Source organism: Photobacterium sp. WH24, assembly GCF_019204055.1.
GTDB classification, from domain to species: Bacteria; Pseudomonadota; Gammaproteobacteria; order Enterobacterales; family Vibrionaceae; genus Photobacterium; species Photobacterium arenosum.
The window spans coordinates 86,088-112,175 of sequence record NZ_JAGSOZ010000007.1; the positions used below are offsets into that span (position 1 = coordinate 86,088).

Here is a 26,088-nt window from a genome sequence, read left to right on the forward strand (position 1 = left end):
TCAGGGCGAAACTCACCTCGCCCTGATTACTGACTTTTGCCTGATGTCATAAACAAAACTGTCATCAGAATCATTCCCACCAATACCGCCACCGACGCCAATGCCAGAATCGGATCCAGCACATCCGCTTCAGCGACATTGCCATACAGTAGAAATAGCCCTACAACCAACACCAAAATGCCTGCCTGATGGACATAAAACTGAATCTGGGATAAAGCACTTGAGCCGTTTGTCAGCCATAATCGATGGCACAAACCATAGATGAAGGACACAACAAAAGCGGCCAGCATGATATGAGCATGTGTCACCATTTGACCATGGTTATGAGAAGCAGCCATGTAGATGCCTAACAACAGCCCGAGGATAGCGTAGATAAAGCTGGTAATAACGTATTTCCGGTCCATGCGCCCTCCGACCTCATGCAATTCAGGCTGGATAGCACGAATTACCAGATGCTATCCGTCAAGATCAGAATAGATAAAGACATGGGTGATCGATGGATAATTTTCGCGTTTTTATCTCCGCCATCTTGCAATCAATCGTGGAAAATAGGCCGAAAAATGGTGACAGGCAGGTATTTGCCTGTCAGTGATTAACGTCAAGAAAGTATGGCGTCGTTTCTGCTATGAACCTAAAGCCGTGCTTTTCTACAATAGGCCGGCTCATAGCGGATGCATCGATAGTGAGGTAGCGAATTCCACGTTGTTTGGCATCATTAATCCTCCGGTGCAGTAACGCTGTGTAATAACCTTTGCTCCTGTATTCGGACAATGTGCTTCCCCCCCAAATGCCGGCAAACGGGCTGTCGGCGCTGTATAAAACCCAGGCCGACGAAACGGGAATATGATTATCATAGATAACATAAACAGCGACATCTTCTGGGCAAGCCTGCTTAATCTGGTGTAAATGAAAGGCATGACTTGTATGATCTGTACCCCACACTTTTTCCTGCACAGACATGGCTTCACGAATACCATCAAGATCATAAACTTCGGTTATGTCCGCAGTCACAGGCAAAATATTTTGTATGCTGTCCAATTCCAGCACCATAAAGGACTCAGAATCCTCCTGAGTAAAACCTTGTTCTATAAGGTGTTTGCCTATATTAGCGGGTGAGTCTGTGGAATAGGTTTTCCATTCAAAGGATTTCTTCTGTTCTGAAAAGAAGTGAATTTCTTTTTTGATCGCCGGCATTGCCTGCTCTTCATCAAAGTGGAAATACGTAATGTAGCTGCCCTGTGGCTCGGGTGAGACGCATCGGACAACCGACCCATTCACTTGCTTTTCATAGCCGGGCACGGATTGCCCTATACGTTCAAACTGATTGTATAAAGCCATAATTTCCTTTTTATCCATTTAGCTTCCTTGATGTGATGGCCGAATGCAGACGGCTTGTTATTAGTGTATCGCCCTACTGGTTAGTAATGTAGTACAGCGCCTGATCGTCACTGTGATAGTCATGAATGGTCTGACAGTGACTGACTTTATTCCCAACGATAACCAGATTAACACCCAGCTCCTGGCACGTTCGAACGTCCCATTCGGCATCACCGAAATAGGTCAGTTGTAAATCCGTATCGCCCGCTCTCTCCCGGGCGAGTTCCATGATACGAGCGCGGGAATAATGATCGTCTGATGACGCCATACTGACATCATTAATGTTAAAGCCTGCAGATATCAGCTTCATTCTTGCCGTTTCCCGCCAGCCACCTGTTGCCAGAGACACAATAAAGCGATCATCGCCCAGCAAACGATGAAAAAATGCTTTGGCTCCACTCACCTCTAGTGCAGGGCGATGGCTCAAACGCTCCCTGATATTCTGAATGAAAACCGCTTTTACTCGCCTCTCAAGATCAACAAGCTCTTCATCTGGCGCCTGAATTTCAATAAAAGTGCGAAGGATCCCCCTGTCGGTAGCATGCGGATAATCACTCCAGCTTTGATATAGATCCAGACCAGTTACCGACTTCACCGCCTTAACAAAACAACTTTCATCAAACTGGCTGGACTGAATTAATGTATCGTCCACATCAAACATTACATGATACATATAATTAATTTGTTCCTTCCGTTGGTATCCGGCTCCACAGACTCTCACGAGTCCGTGCCGAACCCTTCCAGCCATGCCTCGGCCTGGTCACGCTGATCGCGATTAAAGGATTTAATCGTCAGACCAGGAATCAAGAAACCTTCGGCTTCGCTGACTTTTTTGACCCAGTTTGTATCAGATAACACCGCTGCACGGTCAAATTTACGGATAAACCTCATCATTGATGGAAAGCGTGACAATTCAACACCAATCGCCCCCATGGAAGGCAGCTGATATTCCACTATATCAAACAGCATTTTGCCATTCTGAATATCTGATGACTTATTAAGCAGTTCATCTAACGCCGATCTCATCTCTTCAGAATCCAGCTTACCGCTCATTTCAATGTCGAGCCTGTCATTACCCACTTTTTCAACAGTAAACATATTGCCTCCAACGTGTCATTATGCAGCATTTACCTGTAAGTATTGCTCAAAAAAACCTTACATGAAGAAACTGTGGCGTCAGTCAGTAATAAGTCATCTTACTGGCCGTTATCATGGCAAAAAAGTAACAACGAACTTGCTTCTGTGTATTTGCAATAGTCAAACCCGCTCAAGCACGCCATTTTCTGGCAAGTAAACCATAAATCGCTGAATCTGACATTTTACCGTCGACAATCCACCTTTCTGCTAAATACCCTTCCTGTGAGAAACCCAGTTTCGTTAATACTTTTGCCGATCCTGTGTTATCCGGGTCAATTTCTACCTCCAACCTGTTGAGTTGCATTTCCTGAAAAGCAAACTGAATCAGAGCAGAAGCAACTTCCTGAACAAGGCCTCTGCCCCAGTGGGCTTTGGAAATACCAAAACCCAGCTCTGCCCTGCGCGAATCTTGGTCAATATTAAAGAGCATGCACTTGCCTAACAGCCGTTGCTCAGGCTGTTCATAAATACCCAATACCAGCTTTTCCGGCTCATCCAATGACGGTTTTGATGCCTGTATATAATCATTCGCCTCTTCAATGGATTGCCATGGGCTGCTATCCCAATATCTCATCACATCCGGATCAGAGAAAATATCAAACAAGGCCCCGGCATCACTCAGGGTCAGTGGGCGTAGTACGCATCTTTGGGTGGTCAGTTCAAGCACGGCTGTTCCTTATTTTTCATAATCAACTCATCAGCATGAATTTTATTCATCAAAATGCAGATGAAACAAGTTGTTTATTAAAAATAAGAGTCTGAGCGCATGGTATTTATTATTGTCCCGCCCGGTAAAGGGCATATCAGGCATAAAGAGCACGCATGAAGAGCACGTATGGAGAGCAAGCCTGGCATGAAGTGCAAAATCGAAATAATGCAATGGAAGAAAGAAGAATGGCAGGCCCCAATCAGCATAACAGGAGCCTGTATTACAGTGCTTATCGGCGAGCTTTTGCGAGGAAGACATCCAGTTTATTGGCAAATTGCTGTCTGTCAGCCTGACTGATAGGTGCCGGCCCACCGGTTTGGATACCGCTGCTGCGCATAGTTTCCATAAAATCCCGCATTTGCAGGCGCTGTTTAATCGTATCTTTACTGTACATTTCGCCACGTGGATTAAGCGCGTGACCACCTTTAGTAATGACCTCATCCGCAAGCGGGATATCGGCAGTAATCACCAAATCACCAGGTTCAAGCTGCTGAACGATATGATTATCAGCGACATCAAAGCCAGCCATCACCTGCACCGCTCGGATATGCGGTGACGGCGGGACACGGATGGCATGGTTCGCAACCAATGTCGTGCAGACGCCTACCCGATGAGCGGCACGAAAAATGATTTCTTTGATCACATTCGGGCAAGCATCAGCATCAACCCAGATATTCATGATGGTTTCCTTAACTCTGGTTCAGGGCACATTGGCCGTTCGGCTTCCTATTTTGCATAAAAAAAGCCGCCCGGAAAGGCGGCTGTCTTTAAAAGTACGGTATTAGCACTCAATGCCTTGCTTGTGCAGGTACTCATCATAAGTACCGTGGAAGTCATTTACACCGTCTTTGGTGATTTCAATAATGCGGGTAGCAACCGAGGATACAAACTGACGGTCGTGAGAGACAAACATCAATGTTCCTTTGTAGTTTTCCAGCGCCAGGTTCAGAGACTCAATAGACTCCATATCCATGTGGTTAGTTGGCTCATCCATTAACAGGATGTTTGGCTTTTGCATGATCAGTTTACCGAACAGCATACGGCCTTGTTCGCCACCGGAAATCACACGAACTGATTTCTTGATGTCATTCTGCGAGAACAGCATACGACCCAGAATACCGCGAACAACCTGCTCGTCATCGCCTTCATTTTTCCACTGGCCCATCCAGTCCAGCAGATTCATGTCGGTGTCGAAATCTGCGGAGTGATCCTGCGCGTAGAAGCCGATATTGGCATTCTCAGACCACTTAATCATACCGCTCATCGGCGTCATAACGCCTGCCAGGGTATTGAGGAAAGTTGACTTACCGATACCATTTTCACCAATGATTGCAATACGCTCACCGACTTCTACCATCAGGTTAACGCCATTGATCAGGATGTTCTCACCATAACCCTGCTTCAGCCCTTCCACTTCCAGTGCGTTACGGAACAGTTCTTTTTCCTGTTCGAAGCGGATGAACGGGTTTTGACGGCTGGAGGCTTTCACTTCATCAAGCTGAATTTTATCAATCTGCTTCTGGCGAGAGGTAGCCTGTTTCGCTTTCGAAGCGTTAGCAGAGAAACGGCTGACAAACGTATTCAGCTCAGCAATTTGCGCTTTCTTCTTCGCATTGTCGGCCAATAGACGTTCACGGGCTTGAGTCGCTGCCACCATGTATTCATCATAATTACCCGGGAACAGGCGCAATGCACCGTAGTCCAGATCCGCCATATGAGTACAAACAGTGTTCAGGAAGTGACGGTCGTGCGAAATAATGATCATAGTGCAGTTGCGCTGCATCAGAACCTGCTCTAACCAGCGGATAGTATTAATATCCAGGTTGTTCGTTGGTTCGTCCAGCAGCATGATTTCAGGATCAGCAAACAGCACCTGAGCCAGCAGTACCCGTACTTTCAGACCAGGTGCCACTTCGCTCATCAGGCCAAAGTGCAGGTGCTCAGGAATACCCAGACCAAGCAGCAATTCACCCGCGCGGGCTTCAGCAGAATAACCGTCCATTTCAGCAAAGTCGGTTTCCAGATCGGCAACACGCATACCGTCTTCTTCAGACATTTCCGGCAGCGAGTAGATACGATCACGTTCCGCTTTGATTTCCCACAATTCTTTGTGACCCATAATCACGGTGTCAACTACAGTGAACTCTTCAAAAGCAAACTGATCCTGACCTAACTTCGCCATACGCTCGTTAGGATCTTTACTGACCACACCAGCAGAAGGCTCCAGTTCCCCACTCAGGATTTTCATGAACGTCGACTTACCGCAACCGTTAGCACCGATCAGGCCGTAACGGTTTCCTTCGCCGAATTTAACGGAGATGTTTTCAAACAGAGGCTTATCGCCAAACTGCATGGTGATGTTCGCTGTTGTGATCAAAATAGGTTCCTACAACAATAATCAGACATGAAAAAAGCTGCCTGATAGCATTGGCAGCTTTTCATCGGAAATTGGCGAGCATATTAACAGATGACGTGAGTTTTATCACGCTTTGTCTGTTCACTGAAGAAAGCGTCCGACAGTACACAGAGACGACAAAAGCGGCATTCTGCCTGAGCGCTACCAATGGCAAAACACTTTACTGACTAAAATATCACCGAATACTGAGAAAAAACTTACCAGCAAGCTGGTGACAGCGATTTCTGCAGGGCTTGACACCGTTTTGGCGGCATCACCTGATTTTTTTTGTAAAAATACCAACTTTATTGAAGAGTTGTTCCCTGGCAGCCATTTTTTCTTGTTTTATTACAATCATCCTAATATTTCTTAAAAAATAAGTTATTTCTTACCTCACACTTATTCCAGCATATCACTCTGAGCAAACGACCAAGATCACAAGTTACAAAAGATCTAGATCACAAATACAAGTGATTAATTTTACTAGGATAATAACCCATGCACCGTTACAATCCCTGCCCATAAAAACGATAACAGCTCACAGGATAAATGCCTGTTTTTCTTCCCAATATGTGAAAGGTCCTAAGTAAAGATGAGTCCGGAAAATTACCTCCTAGACTGGCAAACAAGTCAAACTAATGCTGAATCCATCTCACCAATTCTTGGCCAGCTATATCGACAAAAAGGCGTCGAAGTGCTGTTGTTCGGTCGTCAGGTAGTCAATGCCTCTGTTATCGACCTGATTAAAGCCCACCGTGTTGGTCGCCGTTATACCGGCTCTGATATTTCCCCTTCCCTGACCCTGCCATTGGTCGAAAAGCTGAACGACATGGACCTGTCGCCTTGCCGTATCGATATTGGTCAGCTGGCACATGCGTACTGGAAAGATCACAATGACGAAAGCCATCTGGACGATTTCCTGACAACGGCACTGGCTGAATCCCTGAGCAGTACACAAACGCTGCAATCACGTGATGTCGTGCTTTATGGCTTCGGACGGATTGGCCGCCTGCTGGCTCGTCTGCTGATTGAGAAAAGTGGCCCAGGCTACCCATTGCGCCTGAAAGCGATTGTGGTCCGCGGTGGTAAACATGGCGATCTGGAAAAGCGCGCCAGCTTGCTGCGTCGTGACTCTGTACACGGCCAGTTTAACGGCAGCATTACTGTTGATGAAGAGCGTAAAGCCATCATTGTTAACGGTAACTACATTCAGGTTATTTATGCAAACAGCCCGGCGGATGTAGATTACACCACCTACGGCATCAACAATGCGCTTGTGGTCGATAACACAGGTATCTGGCGTGATGCTGACGGCCTGAGCCAGCACCTGAAGTGCCCGGGTGCAGCGAAAGTGCTGCTGACTGCGCCGGGTAAAGGTGAGATCAAGAACATCGTATTCGGTGTGAATGAAAAAGACATTCTGAGTGAAGATACCATTATCTCAGCCGCGAGCTGCACCACCAACGCCATTACACCGGTACTGAAAGCCGTTCATGATAAGTACGGTGTACTGAACGGGCACATTGAAACTGTTCACTCTTACACCAACGATCAGAACCTGATCGACAACTTCCATTCCGGCGAACGTCGTGGACGCTCAGCATCACTGAATATGGTACTGACTTCTACAGGCGCAGCCAAAGCGGTGGCGAAAGCACTGCCTGCACTGGCCGGTAAACTGACAGGTAACGCAATTCGTGTCCCTACCCCGAATGTGTCCATGGCCGTGGCTAACCTGAACCTGGATACTGATGTGTCTGCAGAAGAACTGAACATCTACCTGAGAAACGTCGCCTTGAATTCGGCTTTGTCTGGTCAGATAGATTACACCCAATCGACTGAGATTGTATCCAGCGACATAGTAGGCTCTCGCCATGCGGGTGTTGTCGATGGTGCGGCAACTATCGCACAAGATAAGCGCTGCGTGCTGTATATCTGGTATGACAACGAATTTGGCTACAGCTGCCAGGTCGTTCACTGTATGGAACAAATGATGGGCGTTCGTTATCAGACCTTCCCTGCACTGAAATAAGCCCTACACAATAATAACAATATTCTCTTGCTGAACTTTAGCCGCCTGGTAATAACTCACACAGGCGGCATTTTTATTTCCGTGGAACAGGAATCAGAAAAGCCAGTAACAATTAATCCGCAAAACCAACAGCTACTTTTTCAATATCCGCTTCGCCGCTCACGCCTGTATAATCAGACAGATTATCTTCGATACTTGCATTACTGCCCTGGAAGTAAGTCCCGCCATCTGGCACTTGGTCAAAACTCACAGATGTTGCGGGTGTCGTACTTTGGTCGGCTAAGCCTACACTCGCGTTCACAGGTGTCGACGCACTGATTTGCGACAATGCCAATTCAAATGCGCTGTAGACGGCGTCTGAACCATTGAGATCACCGCTCAGGCTACGCTGGGGATTTTTAATTAAGTCAAAACGAAGTGCAGTTTTACCCGCATTACCCGTCTGCTCTATCGTGCCAACAGATTTAACACCCAGGCTTGTAATTCTTCCGCTTTCAGACTTAAAGTTCGGAGATTCATCGAACACAACAGTGTTACCGCCGCCCTGGACAAATATGTAATACAGGTTTGAGGTTGTATTTGTCCAACCAGTCCCAATACGTTTCATTCGGACCTGAATATCGCCTTCATCAATATCGCCAGAATTGTTTAAATCAAAATTAACCGCCACGTCAAATAGCTGATCATCGGGTATGGTCGCTGATAGCTGATTGGCCAGATCAACTTGAATACTCATAGGTTCCGGTGTAAAAAACGAATCATTGACGTCTGTTGTCACTATTGAGCCTTGCTGGCTTTCTTTAGTCGTCTGACTGGAACTGGATGAGTCGCTACCACAACCCGTTAACCCCATTGCAGCTAACAACAAATAAGATACTGATGATTTTCTCATTACTTTTCCTTTAATTAATTGTTGCTTTCACCCGTTTTTTCTTGAAAAGAGTGATAAATACAAGCACTTTTTTGAAGCGACAAATTCTTGAGATGTATTCAATGCATTTAATTAAGAGTTGATGAAGATCACATCAGTAAAACTCACAGCTCAATAAACAACAAACATCAGAAATAGCTAATGGATGAATGATGCTCTTTCTAAAAAATAAAAAAACCGCCCGAGGTGTCGGGCGGTTTAAAGGCAGGATACATATATTTTTAACGGATCAGAACTTCACTTGGTAGTTCAGGGTGTAAGTACGGCCACGGCCTTTGTAGTCATATGCAGCCGAGTCGTAGTGCGCAGAATACAGAATTTGCGCGCGTTGTCCCCAAAGCGTCGTATAGTCTTCATCAAACAAGTTATTGATACCAAAGCCTAAGCTGCCTACTGGTAACTGATAAGTACCAATCAGATCAAACAGCGTATAGCCATCAATCTTTTTATTCTCTGGCTGTTTCGCATTCTTCGTTTCATCTTCATAATCAAACAGAGTTTGAGAATGAAGTTTCACAGCTAAATCAGCGCCATACCAGCCAATCCATGCGTCGGCTTTAGAAATACTTGCTTCACCGGCAGAAACATCTTTCCATTGACCGTCATCTTCCAGCTCTGAGACAACGTAATGACCTGAAGTGCCAACTTGAATATTATCGGTTGCCCAATAAGTCAACAGCGCTTCAGCACCGTAAACACGCTTCTTGTCATCAACACTTTCAATCAGCAGCGTGTTTTTATTGTAGCTTACTGATTTATCAGATTGGGAATAATAAGCGGCAGACTGAACACTGACATCAGCTAACTCAGTACGGAAACCAAGTTCATAACTGTTGGTTTTTATCCCTGACATTTTAGAATCATTGACATTGATGCTGTCGCTCAATGCATAATGACCATTTGCATCAACTGCTGAATATGTCCCCTGGCCGTAAAATTTCGCAGGATCCGCTAAATCGAAACCTTGTGAGAAGTTTGCCCATACCTGAGTTTCCGGTGAGAACTTGTAGATAGTACCTAAGTTAAACAGACCGATGTTGTAGTCCGTCGAGCCACCTGGTACAGCGTCAGCAGATACACCTTTTCCGGCAGCAATGTTTTTTTGGACACTGTAAGCGACAAAATCATCAATTTCGTTATCGATATATTGGAAACGATAACCCCCCTGAACAGACCACTGCTCTGTAATGTCGTAACCTGCCTGAATAAAAGCAGCAATAGAGCTGACATCTACACCAGGGTATCGACCCACTTTCGCATAGGTCTCGTTAACAAGGTTACCTGAATTATTTGCAACAGCCGGATCAAACAGTGCCTGATTGCTGTCAAATGAATCAATATAACCGTCCAGACCATAAACCAGGTTCAGATTCCCGAACTGCTTTGCCAGCGCCAATTGTAAAGACAATACATCTGTTTTTTGCTGGGAGGATGCTTGATAGTACGGCGTATATGTCTGGTCTTCCGTTCGGTATGACAGCTCAGCAATCAACTGATGACTAAGGAAGTCACTGTTGCTGTATGCCGCATTCAGCAAAATACGCTCAGTACCATGTTGGCGATCCGATTCAAACCCTTTACGAACATCAACAAATTGACTGTTCACTATGTACAGTCCATACGGTGAATCTTGCTGGCTGTCATAGTACTGCGCCAGTAAGTCCAGTGACTGTGTATCAGTCAAAGTAATGGTTGAGTGAATCTGAGTATCAATCGTTTCGTTATACTGCAAAGAGCCTTGTGAAATGTCTGGCGTGACAATGTCACCGTTTGCATCATAGAAACCTTGTGTCTTGGTATATACAGCGGCTGCACGCGTTTTCACACGCTCAGTACCACCTGAAATAGATTGCGCCAGCTTATAATCAAAATCATCGCTGCTGTTGAAACCAGATGTTGTACTAGCATAGCTTTCAAACTGAAGCTCTTCACTTTCCGCTTTTTTAGTGATGATGTTAATCACACCACCGGTTGCCCCTGCACCGTAGATAGAAGTGGCACCTGACAGCACTTCAATACGTTCTATGTTAAACGGGTCGATGGAATCAAGGTGACGGCTGATTGGGCGAGAAGACTGAAGTGATACACCGTCAATCATCACCAGCATGGCGCGGCCACGCAGGTTTTGACCATAGTTTGTACGGGCACCGCTACTCACATCCAGAGACGGGATTGAGTCTGCCAGAATCTCACCTAATGTTTTACCACCACGGTATTCTTGCTCGATTTGAGCATTATCGATGTACCAGACAGTACCTGGAATATCACTGATTGCTTTTGGCGTGCGGCTGGACACCACCACCATTTTTTCTTCCGTTGTCTTATATTCTTGAGCGAAAGCTGCGCTTGATACGAAAGTAGTGGCGGCCACTGCAGCTGCCACTGTCGTCAATTGAAACATCCCTTTTTTCACGGACATGATTACCACTTCTTGTTTTAAGTTAACTACCAATACAGAGTTTGATAATCATACTCATTTGCCACTTTATTTCCATATCCAAGGTAAAAAAAGTTCAATTTTTATGTATTTTTTTAAGGCCTTATATTTCATAAGGATATCTATAAGGCCAGATTGGCACTTAAGAAGCCTTGGCATACTCAGTGACCAAGCGCTCTGTTACCCATTCGATCATGCCCTTATCACTTTCAATATCGAAGACAGATTTTTGACAAAGCTGATTGATAATCCGCGCACTGCGCCATGCCATCAGGCTCAGTTGAGGCTCGGCTATACCATGACTGTGCATGCCGGCATTCACCGCAAAGATTTTATTGTCAGCGCTGCCTTTCCATTTCAATTCGAAATTAGCCGTCATGCCATATCGGCCTTTTTCATCCAATTCCAGTAACGGCAGAATGGATTTCAGACATTGTGGATACGGTGAACTGAAGCCGGTCGCCAGGATAATGATATCGGCTTCATGCGCTTCCACCTGCTGGCTCAGTGCATTGAGTGACTGAATAGCAAAACCACCAGACAGATTGTCAACGACATTAACCGTTCTGTGCGGCAGCAGTCGTACCCACTTGTCTTCTTTCAGGACATCAAACCGATAGTAAAGCTCGCGATAAATCGCTAACAAAGCTGCCTGTGTCACACCATCTGAAGTCAGTTTCTGTGCATCAATTTCAGACTGTTTGACTGACGGCTCCAAGTCCAGGAATGTTTCGACATATTCAGGTGTGAAGAACTCATTGGTGAATGCCGCTTCGTCAAGTGGCTGGAAATTCGAACGACGGGATAACCAGTCCAGGCTTTTCACTTTGCCCCACTTACCGTTCAGCACGTTCAGGAAAATATCAGCACCACTCTGACCACCACCGACAACCATGACGCGCTTACCGGTAAAATCACGATCACGCAGCCCCATTTCAGCTGCATGAAACACCTTGTCACTGATGTGCGGCTTGGCACAATCAGGGATGAACGGCACCTTGCCTGTGCCAATACAAAGATTTTTCGCTAAGTAAGCACCATTCGTCGTTTCAATTTCAAACGCTTCTCCCGTGTACTCAATATTCTCCACACGGCTTGAGAACTGTACGTTTGATAACTGGTGTGCTGTCCAGGCCAGATAATCGGAAAATTCATGACGACTGATACAACTCAGCTCTGCAGACAAAAAACGATAAAACTTTTTCTGATCAACCAGGTATGACAAAAATGAGTATGGGTTTTGCGGATCAACAGCCGTCACCAGGTCTTTCAGAAACATGGTCTGCATATTGGTGTTGTCCAGCAGCAGCCCCGGATGCCAGGAAAAAGATTCACGACCTTCAAAAAAGCAGGCATTTAGCTCAGTTTTACTTTCAATAAGTGCCGCCACACTCAGATTGAACGGCCCTACACCTACACCCGCCAAGTCCAGACATTGTTTATGATTATTCATTTTCATTTCTATTTCCTTATTGTTATCGGGCTAAAACCAATGGGTTATCAAGCATGTCGTCCATGTCCGGCAACATTCGGGACGCACTGCTATCAGTGCTGTGTCTGAACTTCGCCAGATTTAATCCAATACGCAAAATTCGGGGTTTAAACAGATCCAGCCGCTCATACCGCTCTTCCAGTTCAGGATGCTGGGAAATATGCTCACCGATTCGATCGCCAAGCAAGCGATAGAACTGCTGCTCTGTGAATCCCAGCTTTTCAACTAATGGAGAGATAAAACGCAGCACTGTGACGAAATGACCCGTTTGCAAATCATGGATGATCAGCTCTTCAGGTAAGCGTACCGTCACGGCTTTGACCATAGGATCAAGCGAGTCCTGTTCGGGCAAATCACGTTCAACCAGACGCATATCGCCTTGGAAATCTTTCAGCAGAATGCGTTTGGGTGCGAAATTTTCCATCACGATAGTAATATTCTGGCCGTGAGCAATCAGCGACACGCCATATTTAGTCAGCAAGTGATAAAAAGGTATCACGACAGCATCGAAAAGTTTGGTCAGCCATGCTTCAACAGACAACCCTGACGCTGCAATGTATTCGCCGATCAGTGGATTGCCCTGAGAATCAGACTCCATCAGGGCAGCCATCAAAATGGCGGATTCATTACTTCTCAGCTTAGAGGCCAGAGATTCACGCCAGATAACACCCAGCAGTTCGTGATATCGGTATGGCGCTTTTTCCAGCAGCTTGTAATCCGCTTGCGCTGCATAAGCCGAAGCCGGCTCCTGCAACACTTCAGCCTCTTTACCCAGCAAGAGCGGATCGGTTTTAAAAACCTGATCGATCCAGTCTGATGCCAGCGGACCCGCCAAAATATAACGACCAGGAATACCCCGATAACAGGAAGTATTCATGATTGTCAGTGGTAACTTGATATCATAGCCCTGTGGCCGGGATACATTACTCAGGGTACGGATAGACAGTTGCGGCAAAAAGTAGTCGCCAAACTCACCAAGATACAGCAAAGATTTGTCGGCCATTTCTCGGACAAATAACAATGATAATTTTTGAGACCACTGCCAGGGATGCACAGGTACCAGAGTATAATCCTGCTGCTCTACCTCACATTGAGCTAATACACGCCCTAACTTCGCCTGTTCTGTTTCAGAGACCGCCGAGTCAACCAGATCCTGCCAATGGGTGCGTGCGTTGGTTGATTTTTGCAAAATCGAATGATGAACGGCAACCCAGCCTAACTGAAATGCACGTTGCGATTCCGGAGCGTAGAGGTCAAGATCATCCGTCCCCCACCCTCTGCGGCCTTTATTAAAAGCAAACTTCGGATGGCCGTCGAAATAGGTCTGCTGCAACTCACAGCTCAAACTGACCAGATCTTTCACCGTCATAGCCTGTTTTTTCACTGCCAGCTTACAGTCACCCAGCAAGGTGGCATTCAAATCTTCAAAATGCTCGGCTAATGCTTCATCCGGTATGTTGAGCAGGCTTTGAATATCCATCATGAACTGAGTGGCTAGCAATGACCCGGTATCCGGTATGCGCGTGACAGTCTGCGGGTCAATCACCACTTGCCCCCAAATGTTTGCTTTTCCTTCGAACCGGTAGCTGACACCATGATCCAGATTCAGGGTAAACCCGTCTTCTGACACCTGAAACTGAAAAGCCTGCTCATAGGCAAACTCGCTGATCATCTTGGCCACGATGGCACGATTCGCCTGAGGCCAGTACTTTTGCAACGCCTGTTGAATCATCACCATTGTTCCTCAAAGAATGCACCACGCTCCAGCATCAGCAGCGCTGAACGTTTATGCGGAAAATTAAATTCAAACAGCTTCTGATAACCCACTTCTTTAATCCGGTTAAACAGGCGCTGGTTATCTGAACGGGGTTCAAGAACAATGCGAGTCGTGCGCACATCATCAATAAACAGATAATGACTGATTGCACGCATCCAACAGTTAAAATACCTCGGCCCGCGGAACTGGTCTTCACCCACTAATAAATGGATACCGCGATCATAAGGCTGCACGTCATAATAAGGGCTGAGTCTGTCTTCGCACACCCAGTAAGCCTCAACATAACCAAATGCTTCGCCGTTGAACTCACCAATCAGCGGAATAATGTGCGGGTCATTCAATCGGGACTGAGCAAACTCCGCCAGATCGTCTTTACTCCAGGCCTGCTCCCAGAAATGCGCGACACGGGGATCATTCATCCAGCGAACAAATCGATCCAGATCCCGCTCCATATCAAAGACGCGAAAAGAGATGTCAAGATCGGCCTGATGATCAAAGCGCTGGTAAACAGTACCGGTTGGCATGACAGGACGCAGCGGATGATGGCGGTACTGGTTGTTTGTCTGCACTTCAATCAACGGAAAGTGGCTCGATACCGTGTGGCGATGCCATTGCGCGGGCATCTGGTAAAACAGCGATTTATATAACGCCGCCCCTTCACATAACGGCAGCCATTTTGCCAGCTCGGCCAGAATCACTTCAGAGGCTTCCAGTTGAAAACATTTGCAGTCAAACTGTTGACTGAATTCGCCATCCAGATCAGCAACCAGCTGTTCTATCACCTGAGGATTGACAAGATCACTTTCCGATAGCGTCAACTGCACGCGAAGTGGGTTTTCGCTTCCTTCAACCACTTGAAACGTCTTTGCATTAAACATTCATGGCTTCCTTTACATTGATGAGTGGATTGGGCAGATCAAAGTAGATCACGGCTGGATCTGGAATGGAGTTTTCATTGAAATTCTGCAGGTAACAGAAGAAGTTTCCTTTGCAGCACAGACCTTCGTCATTGAGCACATAGTCGAGACAGGCGGAGTCGCTGACGCCCTGATCTTTAAGCGCTTCAAGCTGTTCGCGAAGAATGGCAATCAGCGTCATTTCTTCAATTTCAGCGCCAGCACAAATAGAACCGATGACGTTAAATGTAGAGTTAATAATCAGGTAGTAAGCAAAGTAGCGACGTACTTTCTCCTGGCTCCAGTAATTTTCGACATCCTGCCTGGTGTCGCTCAAGGCATCTGCAAATCGCTCGAAAGCCAGATCGGTATATCCGGTTCCCTGACAATCCCGGTAATACATGCCGACCGGAAAACCCTCTTGCAATTGCAGAACAATGTTTTGCTGGTGAGCCAGAAATACCACGCCATAGTTGGCCTGAAGGTTAAACAAAGGAATAACGCAATGCTCACAATACGCCTGGAACCAGGCTTTCGCAGCTTGCTCTGAGCTAATTTTCTGACTGGCGGCATAATCGGCAACCCGTGTTGCTAACAGGCTTTTGCCACCAAATGGATTTTGCTGTGCCAAGGTTGCCAGCACAACCGCTTCTTCATTTTCCTTGTCTGCTAACGGATTGTCACGAAACGCCACCAGAGATTCATCTATGGCTTTTCCGTTTTTATCAATCAGCCCCAGATAGGCAGGTTCCTGCATCAGCTGAAACCCTTTCCCGTTACCCAGCACATGCTGAATATCTGTATCTGAAAAGAGCTGATTCAAACGAGTACCACGAATCACTTCTTTGACCGACAGGTTACGAATTGAGTTTGTCAGTTTCACACTCAGCGAGAATTTCAGCATGTACGGCAAAGAAGGCGCGTACAATGAACGCGTCGACGAGGTTGGATACCAGTCGCATCCTGATTCTCCTAAGTCTTTAATCAACCCCTTCTCGCAGTATTCAATGACATCCGGATACTGACCAAATACTTGCCACTGCCAGGGATGCACTGGAAGCAGAACCTGATTATCAGTAAGCGATTCTAACAGTGCCTGATTAAACCTTGCGTCAGAGCGAATCAGCTCGGACATGCGCTCTGTGACGGATTGTTCAGCAGAGCTGCCAGACACAGTGATAGATGAATCAACAGCCAGCCAGCGAAGGGGAAAATGGCTGCCAAACTCAGGAGAAAACCGTTTCGCATCGTCTGTACTGAACTGTTCGCGACTCTTAGGTGCCGGATGAAAAGAGTGGCCAATCAGCAGCCCCTGCTCCGCTTGCTGAAAATTCAACGCCTGATTAAACAGCACCTCACCATAGGGGCTTTGGCTGGTAGCACTGTAGGTATTGTGGTGACTTTCCATAACACGTTTGATGAAAATATGTTTTTGTTCTTCTGTCACCAAACCAACCAGCGAGGGCTCTTCCAGAATAAGAGCGACCAGCTCTGGAAAGCTGATTTCACTGGATGTCCCGGCATCCAGCAAGGCCGGAAAATGATATTCATGAACACCCAAAGAAGAGTAATAACGAAGAGGAATACGAATTTGCTGCTGATTGGCTAGCGGAATCAGATAACTCGTACCTTCGCTTCCTGACTCAAACTGAATGGATGAACATTCTCTGGCAAGCGCATTTAAGAAACAGGCCGCGGCAACATCATGCTGATCCGAGGTTAAGTTTGCGCAGGATGTGTTATGTATTTTCATAATGAACTCATTGCATTAACAATTGCGTCAAATGCTAATGATTATCAAAAACATAATCAATACTTTTATGTTAATTCTATTTGAATTTTTTATATGGCAAATTCTGTTATTGAGACTTGGTATCTGACTGAGCTAAAAGTAAAAAAGCCAGCAATCATTGCTGGCTTTCGAAACAAATGCAGTGCTTTTTACCAAAACACACTCTGTGACTTAAATATCGACTGTAAACGCTACTTTCGCATCAAATACAGGAAATAACCGCCGCCTATCACTGAAGCGAGCAAGCCCGCGGGAAATTGCCAGGGGAACCATAGGTTTCGCCCTATCCAATCGGCAACCATCATCAGGCAACCACCCAGTAAACAGGCAACAATGAGTTGTCGGCTTGCCGTGTACTGGTTGAGGGTGCGCGCCATATGCGGGGCAAGTAACCCGACAAAACTCAATGGACCAATCACGATAGTGCAAAGCGTTGTCAAACCCGCAACCAGTAACAGCAATAACTGCCTGACTCGCCGGCAATCCAGGCCGACACTGGTTGCACTGACTTCACCCAACCCAATCAGGTCGATCCAGCGACTCAGCGACAAAGTGACTATCAGCAGCCCGCCGACACCGATAGCCAGTAAGGTGACATCCTGAGCTGAAACCAAATAGGTGGAACCTGAAAGCCAGGTCAGCAAAGCGCGGACATTATCCTGCCCCGAGGACATCGCGATGCGCAGGAAAGCATCAAGGCCGGCACTTAATGCTATGCCTGTCAGCAAAGTCTGCGTAGGTGCAAACTGATGCTTCTTGCCCATCAGCCAGATCACTGCAGTTACGAGCAAAGCCCCCGCCGTACCCAGCATGACTTGTTCATGACGTTCAACGGAAATACCAAGCAATGCACCGATAACCAGTGCCAGAGCGGCTCCTGAACTGATACCCAAGACTTCAGGGCTTGCCATGGGGTTGGTTGTCACACGCTGAATAATCGTACCTGCCAGTGCCAGACCAATGCCCGCAAGCAGAGCCACAGCCACCCGGGGGAAACGGTATTCCCAGACAGCGCCCGTAAAAGTCACGGACCAGCCTTGCTGCCCCTGGCCCACGGTGATCGCCAGGATCAAGCATAAAGATGCAAACACAGACAAAATCAACACGGTCTTTTTAAAATCACGCTGATGGTAGTGAACAGTACTTTCATCCCTTGCTCTAAGCTCGGACTGTAAGGTTTTTCGCCTCAGCAGCCAAAATAAAAACGGTGAACCTAACAAGGCGGTCATGGCACCCGTTGGCAGCATCTCGCCGCCGACACCAGAGAATGGCTGAATGATGAGATCAGCTAGCAGCAGCATCAGCGAGCCAATCACCCCACTGAGCAGAATATTCTGATGCAACTTCCGGCTACCCAGCATACGCGCAACGGCTGGTGCAACGATGCCGACAAAACCAATCAGCCCTACTTCGCTGACCACGCTTGCCGTCATAAAAATGGCCAGCCCCAGACACAACACTTTAATCTGTTTAACGTTTATACCCAGCGAGCTAGCAACGCCATCGCCCAGTTGCAAAGACGCTAACGGGCGCTGCAATAACATTAAAGCAGCCAGCGGTAAGAGCGTCATAGGCAGCAAAGTCGTGACTGTATCCCACCCGTTTTGATTCAGCGTACCCGCACCCCAGACAAAAACAGACGACAAAGTCTGCTCATGAAGCAGTAACAGCATGGTATTGACAGAGCCAAAAAACAGGCTGATCACCATGCCAGCCAGTACCATATGAACAGGCGCGAACCCCCGTTTAGCCGACAGCAGAAACACCAGAGCTGTAGCCAGAGAGCCCCCCAGAAACGCAGGAAAAAATGAAGGTGTTGCTAAAGATGCCGGCAATAACAAGATACCCAGTACCATACCCAGCTCGGCACCAGAGGCCACACCCAGGGTCGTTGGCGATGCAATTGGGTTGCGTAACACAAATTGCATGACAGCCCCTGCAACTGCCAGGGAAAAACCACATAACACCGCAACCACCAGGCGAGGCAAATACGTCAGGTTAACAATAATGTGCTGGTAATTGGTGGGATCGTAATTGAGCAGCGCTTCCCAGAGTAATGGCAACCCTTGCGAATAAGGCACGGTAAGATTGAGCAGATAGCCAATAACGACTATCAGGCCCGGTATAATCAACAGCAGCCGGGTTTGTTGGCCCGAGCGCAGCAATGAATCCATCAAAGTAACCTGGGACGGCATTAGTTCTGTGTCAATGCTTGTGTAATGAAATCGCTAAAGCGCTGCGCTGAGACTAAACCACCAAAAGTCCAGATCGCAGGCAACTCATAAACGGAATCCGAACGGGTAAACGCCATCACCTGCCAGAGTGGTGATTGAATCAGCTTCTTTTGCTCATCCGCTTTCAACGGGCCGAAAATCATCACATTCGTGTTTTGATGTTCAGCCATTTTTTCGATACCGGCTGTGGTGAATCCCCACATATTGGTCGGCTCCTGCCAGTCGTTTTTCAGCCCCATCGCCGTAACAGTGTCCTGAGTCAGAGACCCTTCACTGTGAATACGCAGGGTTTTATCATTGATAAACCGAACAAACATCAAAGGTTTTTGCCCTGCCTCAGAAGCAAGGACTTTATCACCGTTTTGCTTGAGGTGAGCCGATACGGTTTCAATAACAGATTGCGCCCTTTGCTCTTTGCCCAGCACTTTTCCTAACTGCTGAGTCACCTTAACGGCATTGGCAAGCGGTGTTTTCGAATCGCTGTAAATGGTGTACACCAGTGTCGGCGCAATGGCATTTAGCTGCTGATAGACAGGGCTCATGTGATTGCTGACCAGGATAACATCTGGCTGCATCTCTGCCAGCAACTCCAGATTGGGTTCTCGCCGTGAGCCGACATTCATCGCTGAATCGGGCAATGCAGGCTCGCCTACCCAGGTACGGTAACCGTCTTTATCCGCGACACCTGCGGGTATCACCCCCAAACTCAGCACGGTTTCTGTCAGCGCCCAGTCCAGTGCCACCACTTTCTCAGGCGGCTCAGTAAATTCTGTTTCGCCTAACTCGTGCTTTATCGTCATCGCCTGACTCTGAAAAGTCAGTACGGTAAAAAGCAATGCGATAGTCTTTCTCACGGTCTTTCCCTGTTTTTATTGCTATGGAATGTAACTGATCGGTTGGCCGGTTTGCGGATGCGAAAACAGCGCCAGCTCCATGCCATATATCTTCTTGAGAACATCAGGGGTCATCATCTCTTCTGGCGCCCCTTGTGCGATCACTTTCCCTGAATGCAAAGCAATTAAGTGGTCGCTGAACTTGGCTGCCATGTTGACATCATGCAACACCATGATGACAGTCAATCCAAGGCTGAGGTTCAATTCCCTGATTAAATGCAGCAATTCATATTGGTGGGCGACATCCAGCGCAGAAGTCGGTTCATCCAGCAAAATACACTTGCTCTGTTGTGCCAGCAACATGGCGACCCAGGCCCGTTGTCTTTCACCGCCAGACAAGGTAGCAACAAAACGATCAGCAAAGTGGGCCAGCCCGACTCTCTCAATCGCTTCATCGACTAACAGGTAATCGTGCTGGCTGTAACGACCGAATGCACCTTTCCAGGGATACCGGCCAAAACACACCAATTCGCGCACTGTCACACCATCTGTGATCGGTGGATGCTGAGGCAGATAAGCGACATTGAGAGCAAATGTCTTACTGTCAAACTTCTGAACAGGCTGATCTTTGAGCAAAACTTGCCCGGCAGCAGGCACATTTTGCCGGCTGAGCAGTTTCATCAGAGTGGATTTGCCACAACCATTATGGCCGAGCAAAGTCGTGACTTTTCCGGGTTCAAAGGCCAGTGACGTAGGATGAAGAATCCGTTTCCCGTCCACATCAAAGGCAGCGTCAATGAGTTGATACATGAATGCGGTAATGTGTTGCACAACAGAGTGCACGAACTTTATCACAGCCTACTGTTAATGATAATAGTTTTCACAACCATTAATTAGATGTAGGATACCCATCACTAATCTCAAGTGAGAACGAGAACACTTCTCCTTTGCTTTGTATCACCTGATTTTCACACTCATTTCCAGTCAGGACGGGAACATGACGCACGATGCCAGCCGAACACAACGTCGCTTTCACCTTACCCTTATCGCGCTTATCGCTGCCTTAATGGGCATCGGACAAAATGGTTTATTAGTGTCACTTCCCTTTCTTGTTGAACACTCCGCATTTGGCTTGCCCACCTGGTCGATTGTGATTGCGATTGGCAGTTTCCTGTTTCTGCCTTCGGCACCTTTCTGGGGCAGCTTCAGTGACCGGAACGGGCCAAAAACTGTCGTTCTTCAGGCGTTAGCCGGAATGGCGGTCAGTTTTCTGCTTCTACTCATTTTCACCGCCCTCAGCAATGAGTTCAGCGAACAAACCTACCTGTGGCTGGCCGGGCTTATAGTGGCGCGTATCATTTACGGCTGTACTGTGGCAGGTATGGTGCCGGCCAGTCAGCACTGGGCGATATTACTGTGCGGTGAAGGCAACCGCCTGCAAGCCATAACATCCGTCAGCATCGGGCTGAGCACAGGACGGCTGATTGGCCCTTTGCTGGCGATGGGCGCTTTACAACTGCACACCTATGCACCACTGATGCTGATGGTCGCATTTCCAGTGATTGCCTTGCTTGGCGCCTGCTGGCTGCCCAAACCAGCTTTTACGCCGAAAGCGGATTCAGAAAAAACATCGCCGCCAGGCAAGTCACGTAAACTGCCGGAAATGACGCTGCTGCCGTTCTTACTGACAGGTTTATTGCTTTGCACGGTTGTTGCTTTGCTGCAATACAGCCTGTCGCCTTTAATTGAATCGATCACCATGTGGGCCACAGATGACATCAGTCAGGCTATTGGCTTGCTGCTGACTCTGAGCGCCGCGTTTACCCTGTTGACCCAGGTGCTGGTGATCAAAAAGAAGAAACTGGACATCGACACCATGTACCGGCTGGGCGGCTTTGCCCTGCTGGCTGGTTTCGTGCTTTTCCTCAACTCGGCTTTCTGGGTATTCACTATCGCCATGGTCGTGGTTTCCGTAGGCGCTGCACTTTTAGTGCCGGCATATACGTCAATGGCAACACAAACCAACCCGGAAAAACCCGGAAAGATCGCCGGCTTGATTTCGATGTCGCATACCCTGGGTTATGGTCTGGCATCTTTACTTGCCAGTACGGCTGTCATTTTCCCGCAATTACCGGTTTGGGTCTGTATTGGCTTCGCGGTTTTAGTGGCCGGGATTGCCTTTACCCGCCGGAAGGAAAAAGAGGCGGTGAGTGTTGTTTAAGGGTGGTCGCGAAGTGATCACAAATGTAGCGTTTGTGCCTTGTAACCCCTCCTAGCCTCCCCCTTGAAAAGGGGGAGGAACAGCACCGAATCTATTGTGAGCACGATTATCCCCTCCCCTTGGCAAGGGGAGGGTCAGGGTGGGGTTCGTGAAGTGAGCACATATTTGGCGTCTGTGCCCAGTAACCCCCTCCTAACCTCCCCCTTGAAAAGGGGGAGGAACTATCCGAGTGTGTTTTGAGCACGGATATCCCCTTTGCCTGACAAGACGGACAAGCATGAAAAAGCCCGCGACATGCGCGGGCTTTTTCATTTCAGCTTAGCTGACTTGTACTTATTTCTTACCCAGATGCAGCCAGGTTTCCACCACGGTATCCGGGTTCAGTGAAACAGAATCGATGCCCTGCTCCATCAGCCAGTCGGCCAGATCGTCATGGTCAGATGGGCCCTGACCGCAGATACCGACATATTTCCCGGCTTTACGGGCTGCTTTAATGGCCATCGACAGCATGGCTTTCACGGCTTCATTACGCTCATCAAACATGTGGGCGATTTCACCTGAGTCACGGTCCAGACCCAGCGTCAGCTGTGTCATGTCGTTGGAACCAATCGAGAAGCCGTCGAAGTACTTCAGGAACTCTTCGGCCAGAATCGCGTTCGATGGCAGCTCACACATCATGATGACTTTCAGGCCATTCTCGCCGCGACGCAGATCGAATTTGGCCAGCAAGTCAATTACAGAAGCCGCTTCGCTCACGGTACGCACGAATGGGATCATCACTTCAACGTTACGCAAACCCATGGTATTGCGAACACGTTTAATCGCTTCACATTCCAGTGCAAAGCAATCCTGGAACTTAGGCGACACGTAACGCGATGCGCCACGGAAACCAATCATCGGGTTTTCTTCAACCGGTTCGAAGTTCACACCACCAACCAGATTGCGGTATTCGTTCGATTTGAAGTCTGACATCCGTACAATCACACGCTTCGGCCAGAATGCGGCAGCCAGGGTGGAGATCCCTTCGGTCAGTTTCTGAATGTAGAACTCAACCGGGTCGGAGTAACCAGCGATGCGGCGATCGATTTCAGCTTTCAGCTCGTCCGATTGCGCGTCATAGTTCAGCAGCGCTTTCGGGTGAATGCCGATCATCTTGTTGATGATGAACTCCAGACGCGCCAGACCCACACCTTCGTTGGGAATGCAGGCGAAGTCGAATGCACGATCCGGGTTGCCGACGTTCATCATGACTTTCAGTGGCAGTTCAGGCAGGTTGTCCACTTCAGAGCGGCGGATTTCGAAATCCAGTTCACCTTCGTAGATAAAGCCCGTTTCACCTTGTGCACAGGAAACCGTCACAATCTGACCGTCTTTGAGCAGCTCAGTGGCGTTACCACAACCGACAACAGCAGGAATACCCAGTTCACGGGCAATGATCGCCGCGTGACAAGTACGACCACCACGGTTAGTCACGATGGCAGCCGCTTTCTTCATGACAGGTTCCCAGTCCGGGTCAGTCATGTCAGCCACCAGCACATCGCCAGCCTGCACCTGATCCATTTGGTCGAGATGATTCACCACACGGACCACACCGGTACCGATACGCTGACCGATAGCACGACCTTCAACCAGAGATGTACCCTGGCCGTTCAGGTGGAAACGCTCCATCACGTTGGCATCATCACGGGAACGAACAGTCTCCGGACGGGCCTGAACAATCATCAGCTCACCGGTAATACCGTCTTTCGCCCACTCGATGTCCATTGGACGACCGTAGTGTTTTTCGATGATCATGGCTTGCTTCGCCAGAGCCTCGACTTCGTCATCAGTCAGGGAGAAGCTGTTTTGCTCTTCGGCGGTTGTGTCCTGGATGACAACTTGTGTGCCCAGTGCTTTACCTTCACCGTAAATCATTTTCTGAAGCTTAGAGCCCAGAGTACGACGAACGACGGCAGGATTACCGGCAACCAGAGTGGGTTTATGGACGTAAAATTCGTCCGGGTTAACCGCGCCTTGCACGACCATTTCACCCAGACCTACAGAAGAAGTGATGAACACAACCTGATCAAAGCCAGATTCAGTGTCCAGTGTAAACATCACACCGGAAGAGGCTTTATCAGAGCGTACCATGCGCTGAATACCCGCAGACAGTGCCACACCTTTATGGTCAAAACCCTGGTGAACACGGTACGAGATAGCACGGTCGTTAAACAGAGAAGCAAATACGTGTTTCACGGCTTCGAAAACTGAATCGATACCGCGAACGTTGAGGAAAGTTTCCTGCTGGCCTGCGAATGAGGCATCTGGCAGGTCTTCAGCGGTTGCAGAAGAGCGCACAGCGACGGACAACATCTCGTCACCTTCACCCAGTTCCTTGTAGCACTGACGAATGTCCTGCTCAAGGTCGGCTGGCAACGGTGCTTCATACACCCATTTACGGATAGTATCACCCGCCTGCTTCAGCGCGTTCACATCATCGACATCCAGCGTATCCAGCAGATCGTAAATACGATCATTCAGGTTATTGGCTTCCAGAAACTGGTTGAATGCATAAGATGTTGTTGCGTAACCGTTAGGTACTTTCACGCCAGCATTCGCAAGATTGGCGACCATTTCGCCCAGCGATGCGTTCTTACCACCAACTTTATCAACGTCGTTCATTGATAAAGCATCATACCAAACAACATTCTGTTGCACGGGAAGTCTCCTTGTATTGGATCAGCTGTATAGTGTGGGCAAACTCTTAACGGAAACGATTGCTTTAGCATTCAAAAAAAAACTTGCTTCAGAATAGTAACCGTTCGAGACAAACTGCTGGCAAAACCTTGCTCAGCAGAACACTTACCCTGTAGGGTTATAGTTATAAATTGTATGTTGGCCTCAATCGTTACAGGATCATCTAAAGGACTCAACTTATTATGCGCCGCAAATCTGATTTTCGTGATGTGTTTTACGTTTCTGACGGTACAGCGATTACATCTGAAACACTTGGGCATGCCGTACTCGGTCAATTTAACCTCGAGATTCGCCAAACCACACTGCCTTTTGTTGAGTCGGTTGAACGCGCTCAGCAAGTCAAAGAAAAAATTGATGAAGCTCATCGGGTATCCGGCATCGAGCCACTGGTTTTTTACTCCATCGTTCTGCCTGAAGTAAAAGCCGTTATTAATCAATGTCAGGCCAAATTGTATGATGTGCTTGACGCTCTGGTGCAACCTCTGAGTAAAGATTTGAACATGCAACCCAATGCCATGCTGGGCCGCTCACACAGCATCAGCCGTGATGTGGCAAGCTATCAGGACAGGATCGCAGCCATCGAGTACACCCTGGCTCATGACGATGGAATATCCCTGAGTAACCTGGATAAGGCCGATATTATTCTGCTTGGCGTATCAAGATGTGGCAAAACCCCTACCAGCCTCTATCTGGCCATGCAGTTTGGCATTCGTGCAGTGAACTACCCCTTCATAGCTGACGATATGAACAGCCTCAGACTACCCAAAGGGATTGAACCTTATCGTTACAAAACATACGGTTTAACCATAGATACAGAGCGCCTTGTCACCATACGCAATGAGCGCTACGCCAACAGCCAGTATGCCAGTGAAGGGCAATGTGAAAGTGAGTTGTCAAAAGTAGAGGCCATGTTCCGCCGCGAAGCGATCCCTTATCTCAACACCACCTCTCTGTCGGTTGAAGAGATCTCAACCCGGTTGCTGGATATCAGCGGCCTGAAACGCAGAATGTGTTAATAAAATAGTATTGATAATGTTATAAAATTAACTACGCCATTAACTAAACCATAGTGTCAATCTATGGTTTAGT

At 47.7% G+C, this 26,088-nt stretch carries 20 protein-coding genes; 3 read left to right on the plus strand and 17 right to left on the minus strand.

The genetic code is table 11. From position 1 onward, the window contains the following. Positions 1-26: 26 nt before the first annotated feature. The 7 genes from KCG43_RS10360 to KCG43_RS10390 all read right to left on the minus strand — a co-directional run bounded on the left by KCG43_RS10360 (position 27) and on the right by KCG43_RS10390 (position 5,600). On the minus strand, positions 27-404 hold the full coding sequence (locus KCG43_RS10360; protein ID WP_218384677.1) for a TonB-dependent receptor: 378 nt from the start codon (positions 402-404) through the stop codon (positions 27-29). A gap of 181 nt (positions 405-585) precedes the next feature. Next, positions 586-1,356 (minus strand): GNAT family N-acetyltransferase, encoded by a 771-nt coding sequence (locus KCG43_RS10365; RefSeq protein ID WP_192017155.1) that lies wholly within the window; start codon positions 1,354-1,356, stop codon positions 586-588. 55 nt (positions 1,357-1,411) lie between these two features. Beyond that, positions 1,412-2,050, minus strand: a complete 639-nt coding sequence (locus tag KCG43_RS10370; protein WP_218384678.1) for an HAD family hydrolase — start codon at positions 2,048-2,050, stop codon at positions 1,412-1,414. Positions 2,051-2,094: 44 nt separating this feature from the next. After that, positions 2,095-2,475 (minus strand): STAS/SEC14 domain-containing protein, encoded by a 381-nt coding sequence (locus KCG43_RS10375; protein WP_218384680.1) that lies wholly within the window; start codon positions 2,473-2,475, stop codon positions 2,095-2,097. Positions 2,476-2,644: 169 nt separating this feature from the next. Next, positions 2,645-3,181 carry a GNAT family N-acetyltransferase gene (locus KCG43_RS10380; RefSeq protein ID WP_218384682.1) on the minus strand — a complete coding sequence of 179 codons (537 nt, stop codon included), beginning with the start codon at positions 3,179-3,181 and terminating at the stop codon, positions 2,645-2,647. A 271-nt stretch (positions 3,182-3,452) separates the two neighbouring features. After that, a complete protein-coding gene (locus KCG43_RS10385; RefSeq protein ID WP_120510775.1) occupies positions 3,453-3,902 on the minus strand; it encodes a YaiI/YqxD family protein in 450 nt (149 codons plus the stop codon). Between the two features lie 102 nt (positions 3,903-4,004). Further along, positions 4,005-5,600 carry an ABC-F family ATPase gene (locus tag KCG43_RS10390; RefSeq protein ID WP_192017159.1) on the minus strand — a complete coding sequence of 532 codons (1,596 nt, stop codon included), beginning with the start codon at positions 5,598-5,600 and terminating at the stop codon, positions 4,005-4,007. A gap of 610 nt (positions 5,601-6,210) precedes the next feature. On the opposite strand from KCG43_RS10390, the gene KCG43_RS10395 reads away from it, so the two are divergent. After that, positions 6,211-7,650, plus strand: a complete 1,440-nt coding sequence (locus KCG43_RS10395) for a glyceraldehyde-3-phosphate dehydrogenase (RefSeq protein WP_218384684.1) — start codon at positions 6,211-6,213, stop codon at positions 7,648-7,650. 112 nt (positions 7,651-7,762) lie between these two features. On the opposite strand, the gene KCG43_RS10400 is transcribed toward KCG43_RS10395, so the two are convergent. The 9 genes from KCG43_RS10400 to KCG43_RS10440 form a co-directional block, all read right to left on the minus strand. Further along, positions 7,763-8,542 (minus strand): hypothetical protein, encoded by a 780-nt coding sequence (locus tag KCG43_RS10400; RefSeq protein ID WP_218384686.1) that lies wholly within the window; start codon positions 8,540-8,542, stop codon positions 7,763-7,765. 268 nt (positions 8,543-8,810) lie between these two features. Then, positions 8,811-11,000, minus strand: a complete 2,190-nt coding sequence (locus KCG43_RS10405; RefSeq protein WP_218384688.1) for a TonB-dependent receptor — start codon at positions 10,998-11,000, stop codon at positions 8,811-8,813. A gap of 160 nt (positions 11,001-11,160) precedes the next feature. Then, entirely contained in the window at positions 11,161-12,471 is a 1,311-nt protein-coding gene (locus KCG43_RS10410; RefSeq protein WP_370630681.1) for a lysine N(6)-hydroxylase/L-ornithine N(5)-oxygenase family protein, read from the minus strand. 22 nt (positions 12,472-12,493) lie between these two features. Continuing rightward, a complete protein-coding gene (locus tag KCG43_RS10415; protein ID WP_218384820.1) occupies positions 12,494-14,242 on the minus strand; it encodes an IucA/IucC family siderophore biosynthesis protein in 1,749 nt (582 codons plus the stop codon). Then, positions 14,242-15,165, minus strand: a complete 924-nt coding sequence (locus tag KCG43_RS10420) for a GNAT family N-acetyltransferase (protein WP_218384691.1) — start codon at positions 15,163-15,165, stop codon at positions 14,242-14,244. Before KCG43_RS10420 ends, KCG43_RS10415 begins: the two co-directional genes overlap by 1 nt. Further along, on the minus strand, positions 15,158-16,936 hold the full coding sequence (locus KCG43_RS10425) for an IucA/IucC family siderophore biosynthesis protein (protein WP_218384693.1): 1,779 nt from the start codon (positions 16,934-16,936) through the stop codon (positions 15,158-15,160). The genes KCG43_RS10420 and KCG43_RS10425 overlap by 8 nt, the downstream gene beginning before the upstream one ends. 230 nt (positions 16,937-17,166) lie before the next feature. Continuing rightward, positions 17,167-19,149: a Fe(3+)-hydroxamate ABC transporter permease FhuB gene (gene fhuB / locus KCG43_RS10430; protein ID WP_218384694.1), complete on the minus strand. Its 1,983-nt coding sequence runs from the start codon at positions 19,147-19,149 to the stop codon at positions 17,167-17,169. A 20-nt stretch (positions 19,150-19,169) separates the two neighbouring features. Beyond that, on the minus strand, positions 19,170-20,063 hold the full coding sequence (locus KCG43_RS10435; RefSeq protein ID WP_218384695.1) for an ABC transporter substrate-binding protein: 894 nt from the start codon (positions 20,061-20,063) through the stop codon (positions 19,170-19,172). 21 nt (positions 20,064-20,084) lie between these two features. Beyond that, complete coding sequence (locus KCG43_RS10440; RefSeq protein ID WP_218384696.1) at positions 20,085-20,852, minus strand: ABC transporter ATP-binding protein; 768 nt, start codon at positions 20,850-20,852, stop codon at positions 20,085-20,087. 187 nt (positions 20,853-21,039) lie between these two features. Between KCG43_RS10440 and KCG43_RS10445 the strand changes: the two genes are divergently transcribed. Further along, positions 21,040-22,263: an MFS transporter gene (locus KCG43_RS10445; RefSeq protein ID WP_192016625.1), complete on the plus strand. Its 1,224-nt coding sequence runs from the start codon at positions 21,040-21,042 to the stop codon at positions 22,261-22,263. Between the two features lie 333 nt (positions 22,264-22,596). Here the strand turns inward: KCG43_RS10445 and ppsA are convergent, their stop codons facing one another. Beyond that, positions 22,597-24,960, minus strand: coding sequence for a phosphoenolpyruvate synthase (gene ppsA, locus KCG43_RS10450; RefSeq protein ID WP_218384697.1), 2,364 nt, complete (start codon positions 24,958-24,960; stop codon positions 22,597-22,599). 221 nt (positions 24,961-25,181) lie between these two features. Between ppsA and KCG43_RS10455 the strand changes: the two genes are divergently transcribed. Continuing rightward, positions 25,182-26,015 (plus strand): pyruvate, water dikinase regulatory protein, encoded by an 834-nt coding sequence (locus KCG43_RS10455; protein ID WP_192016623.1) that lies wholly within the window; start codon positions 25,182-25,184, stop codon positions 26,013-26,015. The last annotated feature ends 73 nt before the right edge of the window (positions 26,016-26,088 follow it).

What these genes read in the sequence shown, in the direction of transcription:
- KCG43_RS10385 (WP_120510775.1), bottom strand. Translation starts at nt 3,902, where the DNA reads ATGAATATCTGGGTTGATGCTGATGCTTGCCCGAATGTGATCAAAGAA.
- KCG43_RS10375 (WP_218384680.1), bottom strand. Translation starts at nt 2,475, where the DNA reads ATGTTTACTGTTGAAAAAGTGGGTAATGACAGGCTCGACATTGAAATG.
- KCG43_RS10360 (WP_218384677.1), bottom strand. Translation starts at nt 404, where the DNA reads ATGGACCGGAAATACGTTATTACCAGCTTTATCTACGCTATCCTCGGG.
- fhuB (WP_218384694.1), bottom strand. Translation starts at nt 19,149, where the DNA reads ATGGATTCATTGCTGCGCTCGGGCCAACAAACCCGGCTGCTGTTGATT.
- KCG43_RS10445 (WP_192016625.1), top strand. Translation starts at nt 21,040, where the DNA reads ATGACGCACGATGCCAGCCGAACACAACGTCGCTTTCACCTTACCCTT.
- KCG43_RS10370 (WP_218384678.1), bottom strand. Translation starts at nt 2,050, where the DNA reads ATGTATCATGTAATGTTTGATGTGGACGATACATTAATTCAGTCCAGC.
- KCG43_RS10420 (WP_218384691.1), bottom strand. Translation starts at nt 15,165, where the DNA reads ATGTTTAATGCAAAGACGTTTCAAGTGGTTGAAGGAAGCGAAAACCCA.
- KCG43_RS10440 (WP_218384696.1), bottom strand. Translation starts at nt 20,852, where the DNA reads ATGTATCAACTCATTGACGCTGCCTTTGATGTGGACGGGAAACGGATT.
- KCG43_RS10425 (WP_218384693.1), bottom strand. Translation starts at nt 16,936, where the DNA reads ATGAAAATACATAACACATCCTGCGCAAACTTAACCTCGGATCAGCAT.
- KCG43_RS10400 (WP_218384686.1), bottom strand. Translation starts at nt 8,542, where the DNA reads ATGAGAAAATCATCAGTATCTTATTTGTTGTTAGCTGCAATGGGGTTA.
- KCG43_RS10405 (WP_218384688.1), bottom strand. Translation starts at nt 11,000, where the DNA reads ATGTCCGTGAAAAAAGGGATGTTTCAATTGACGACAGTGGCAGCTGCA.
- KCG43_RS10415 (WP_218384820.1), bottom strand. Translation starts at nt 14,242, where the DNA reads ATGATTCAACAGGCGTTGCAAAAGTACTGGCCTCAGGCGAATCGTGCC.
- KCG43_RS10455 (WP_192016623.1), top strand. Translation starts at nt 25,182, where the DNA reads ATGCGCCGCAAATCTGATTTTCGTGATGTGTTTTACGTTTCTGACGGT.
- KCG43_RS10365 (WP_192017155.1), bottom strand. Translation starts at nt 1,356, where the DNA reads ATGGATAAAAAGGAAATTATGGCTTTATACAATCAGTTTGAACGTATA.
- KCG43_RS10410 (WP_370630681.1), bottom strand. Translation starts at nt 12,471, where the DNA reads ATGAATAATCATAAACAATGTCTGGACTTGGCGGGTGTAGGTGTAGGG.
- KCG43_RS10395 (WP_218384684.1), top strand. Translation starts at nt 6,211, where the DNA reads ATGAGTCCGGAAAATTACCTCCTAGACTGGCAAACAAGTCAAACTAAT.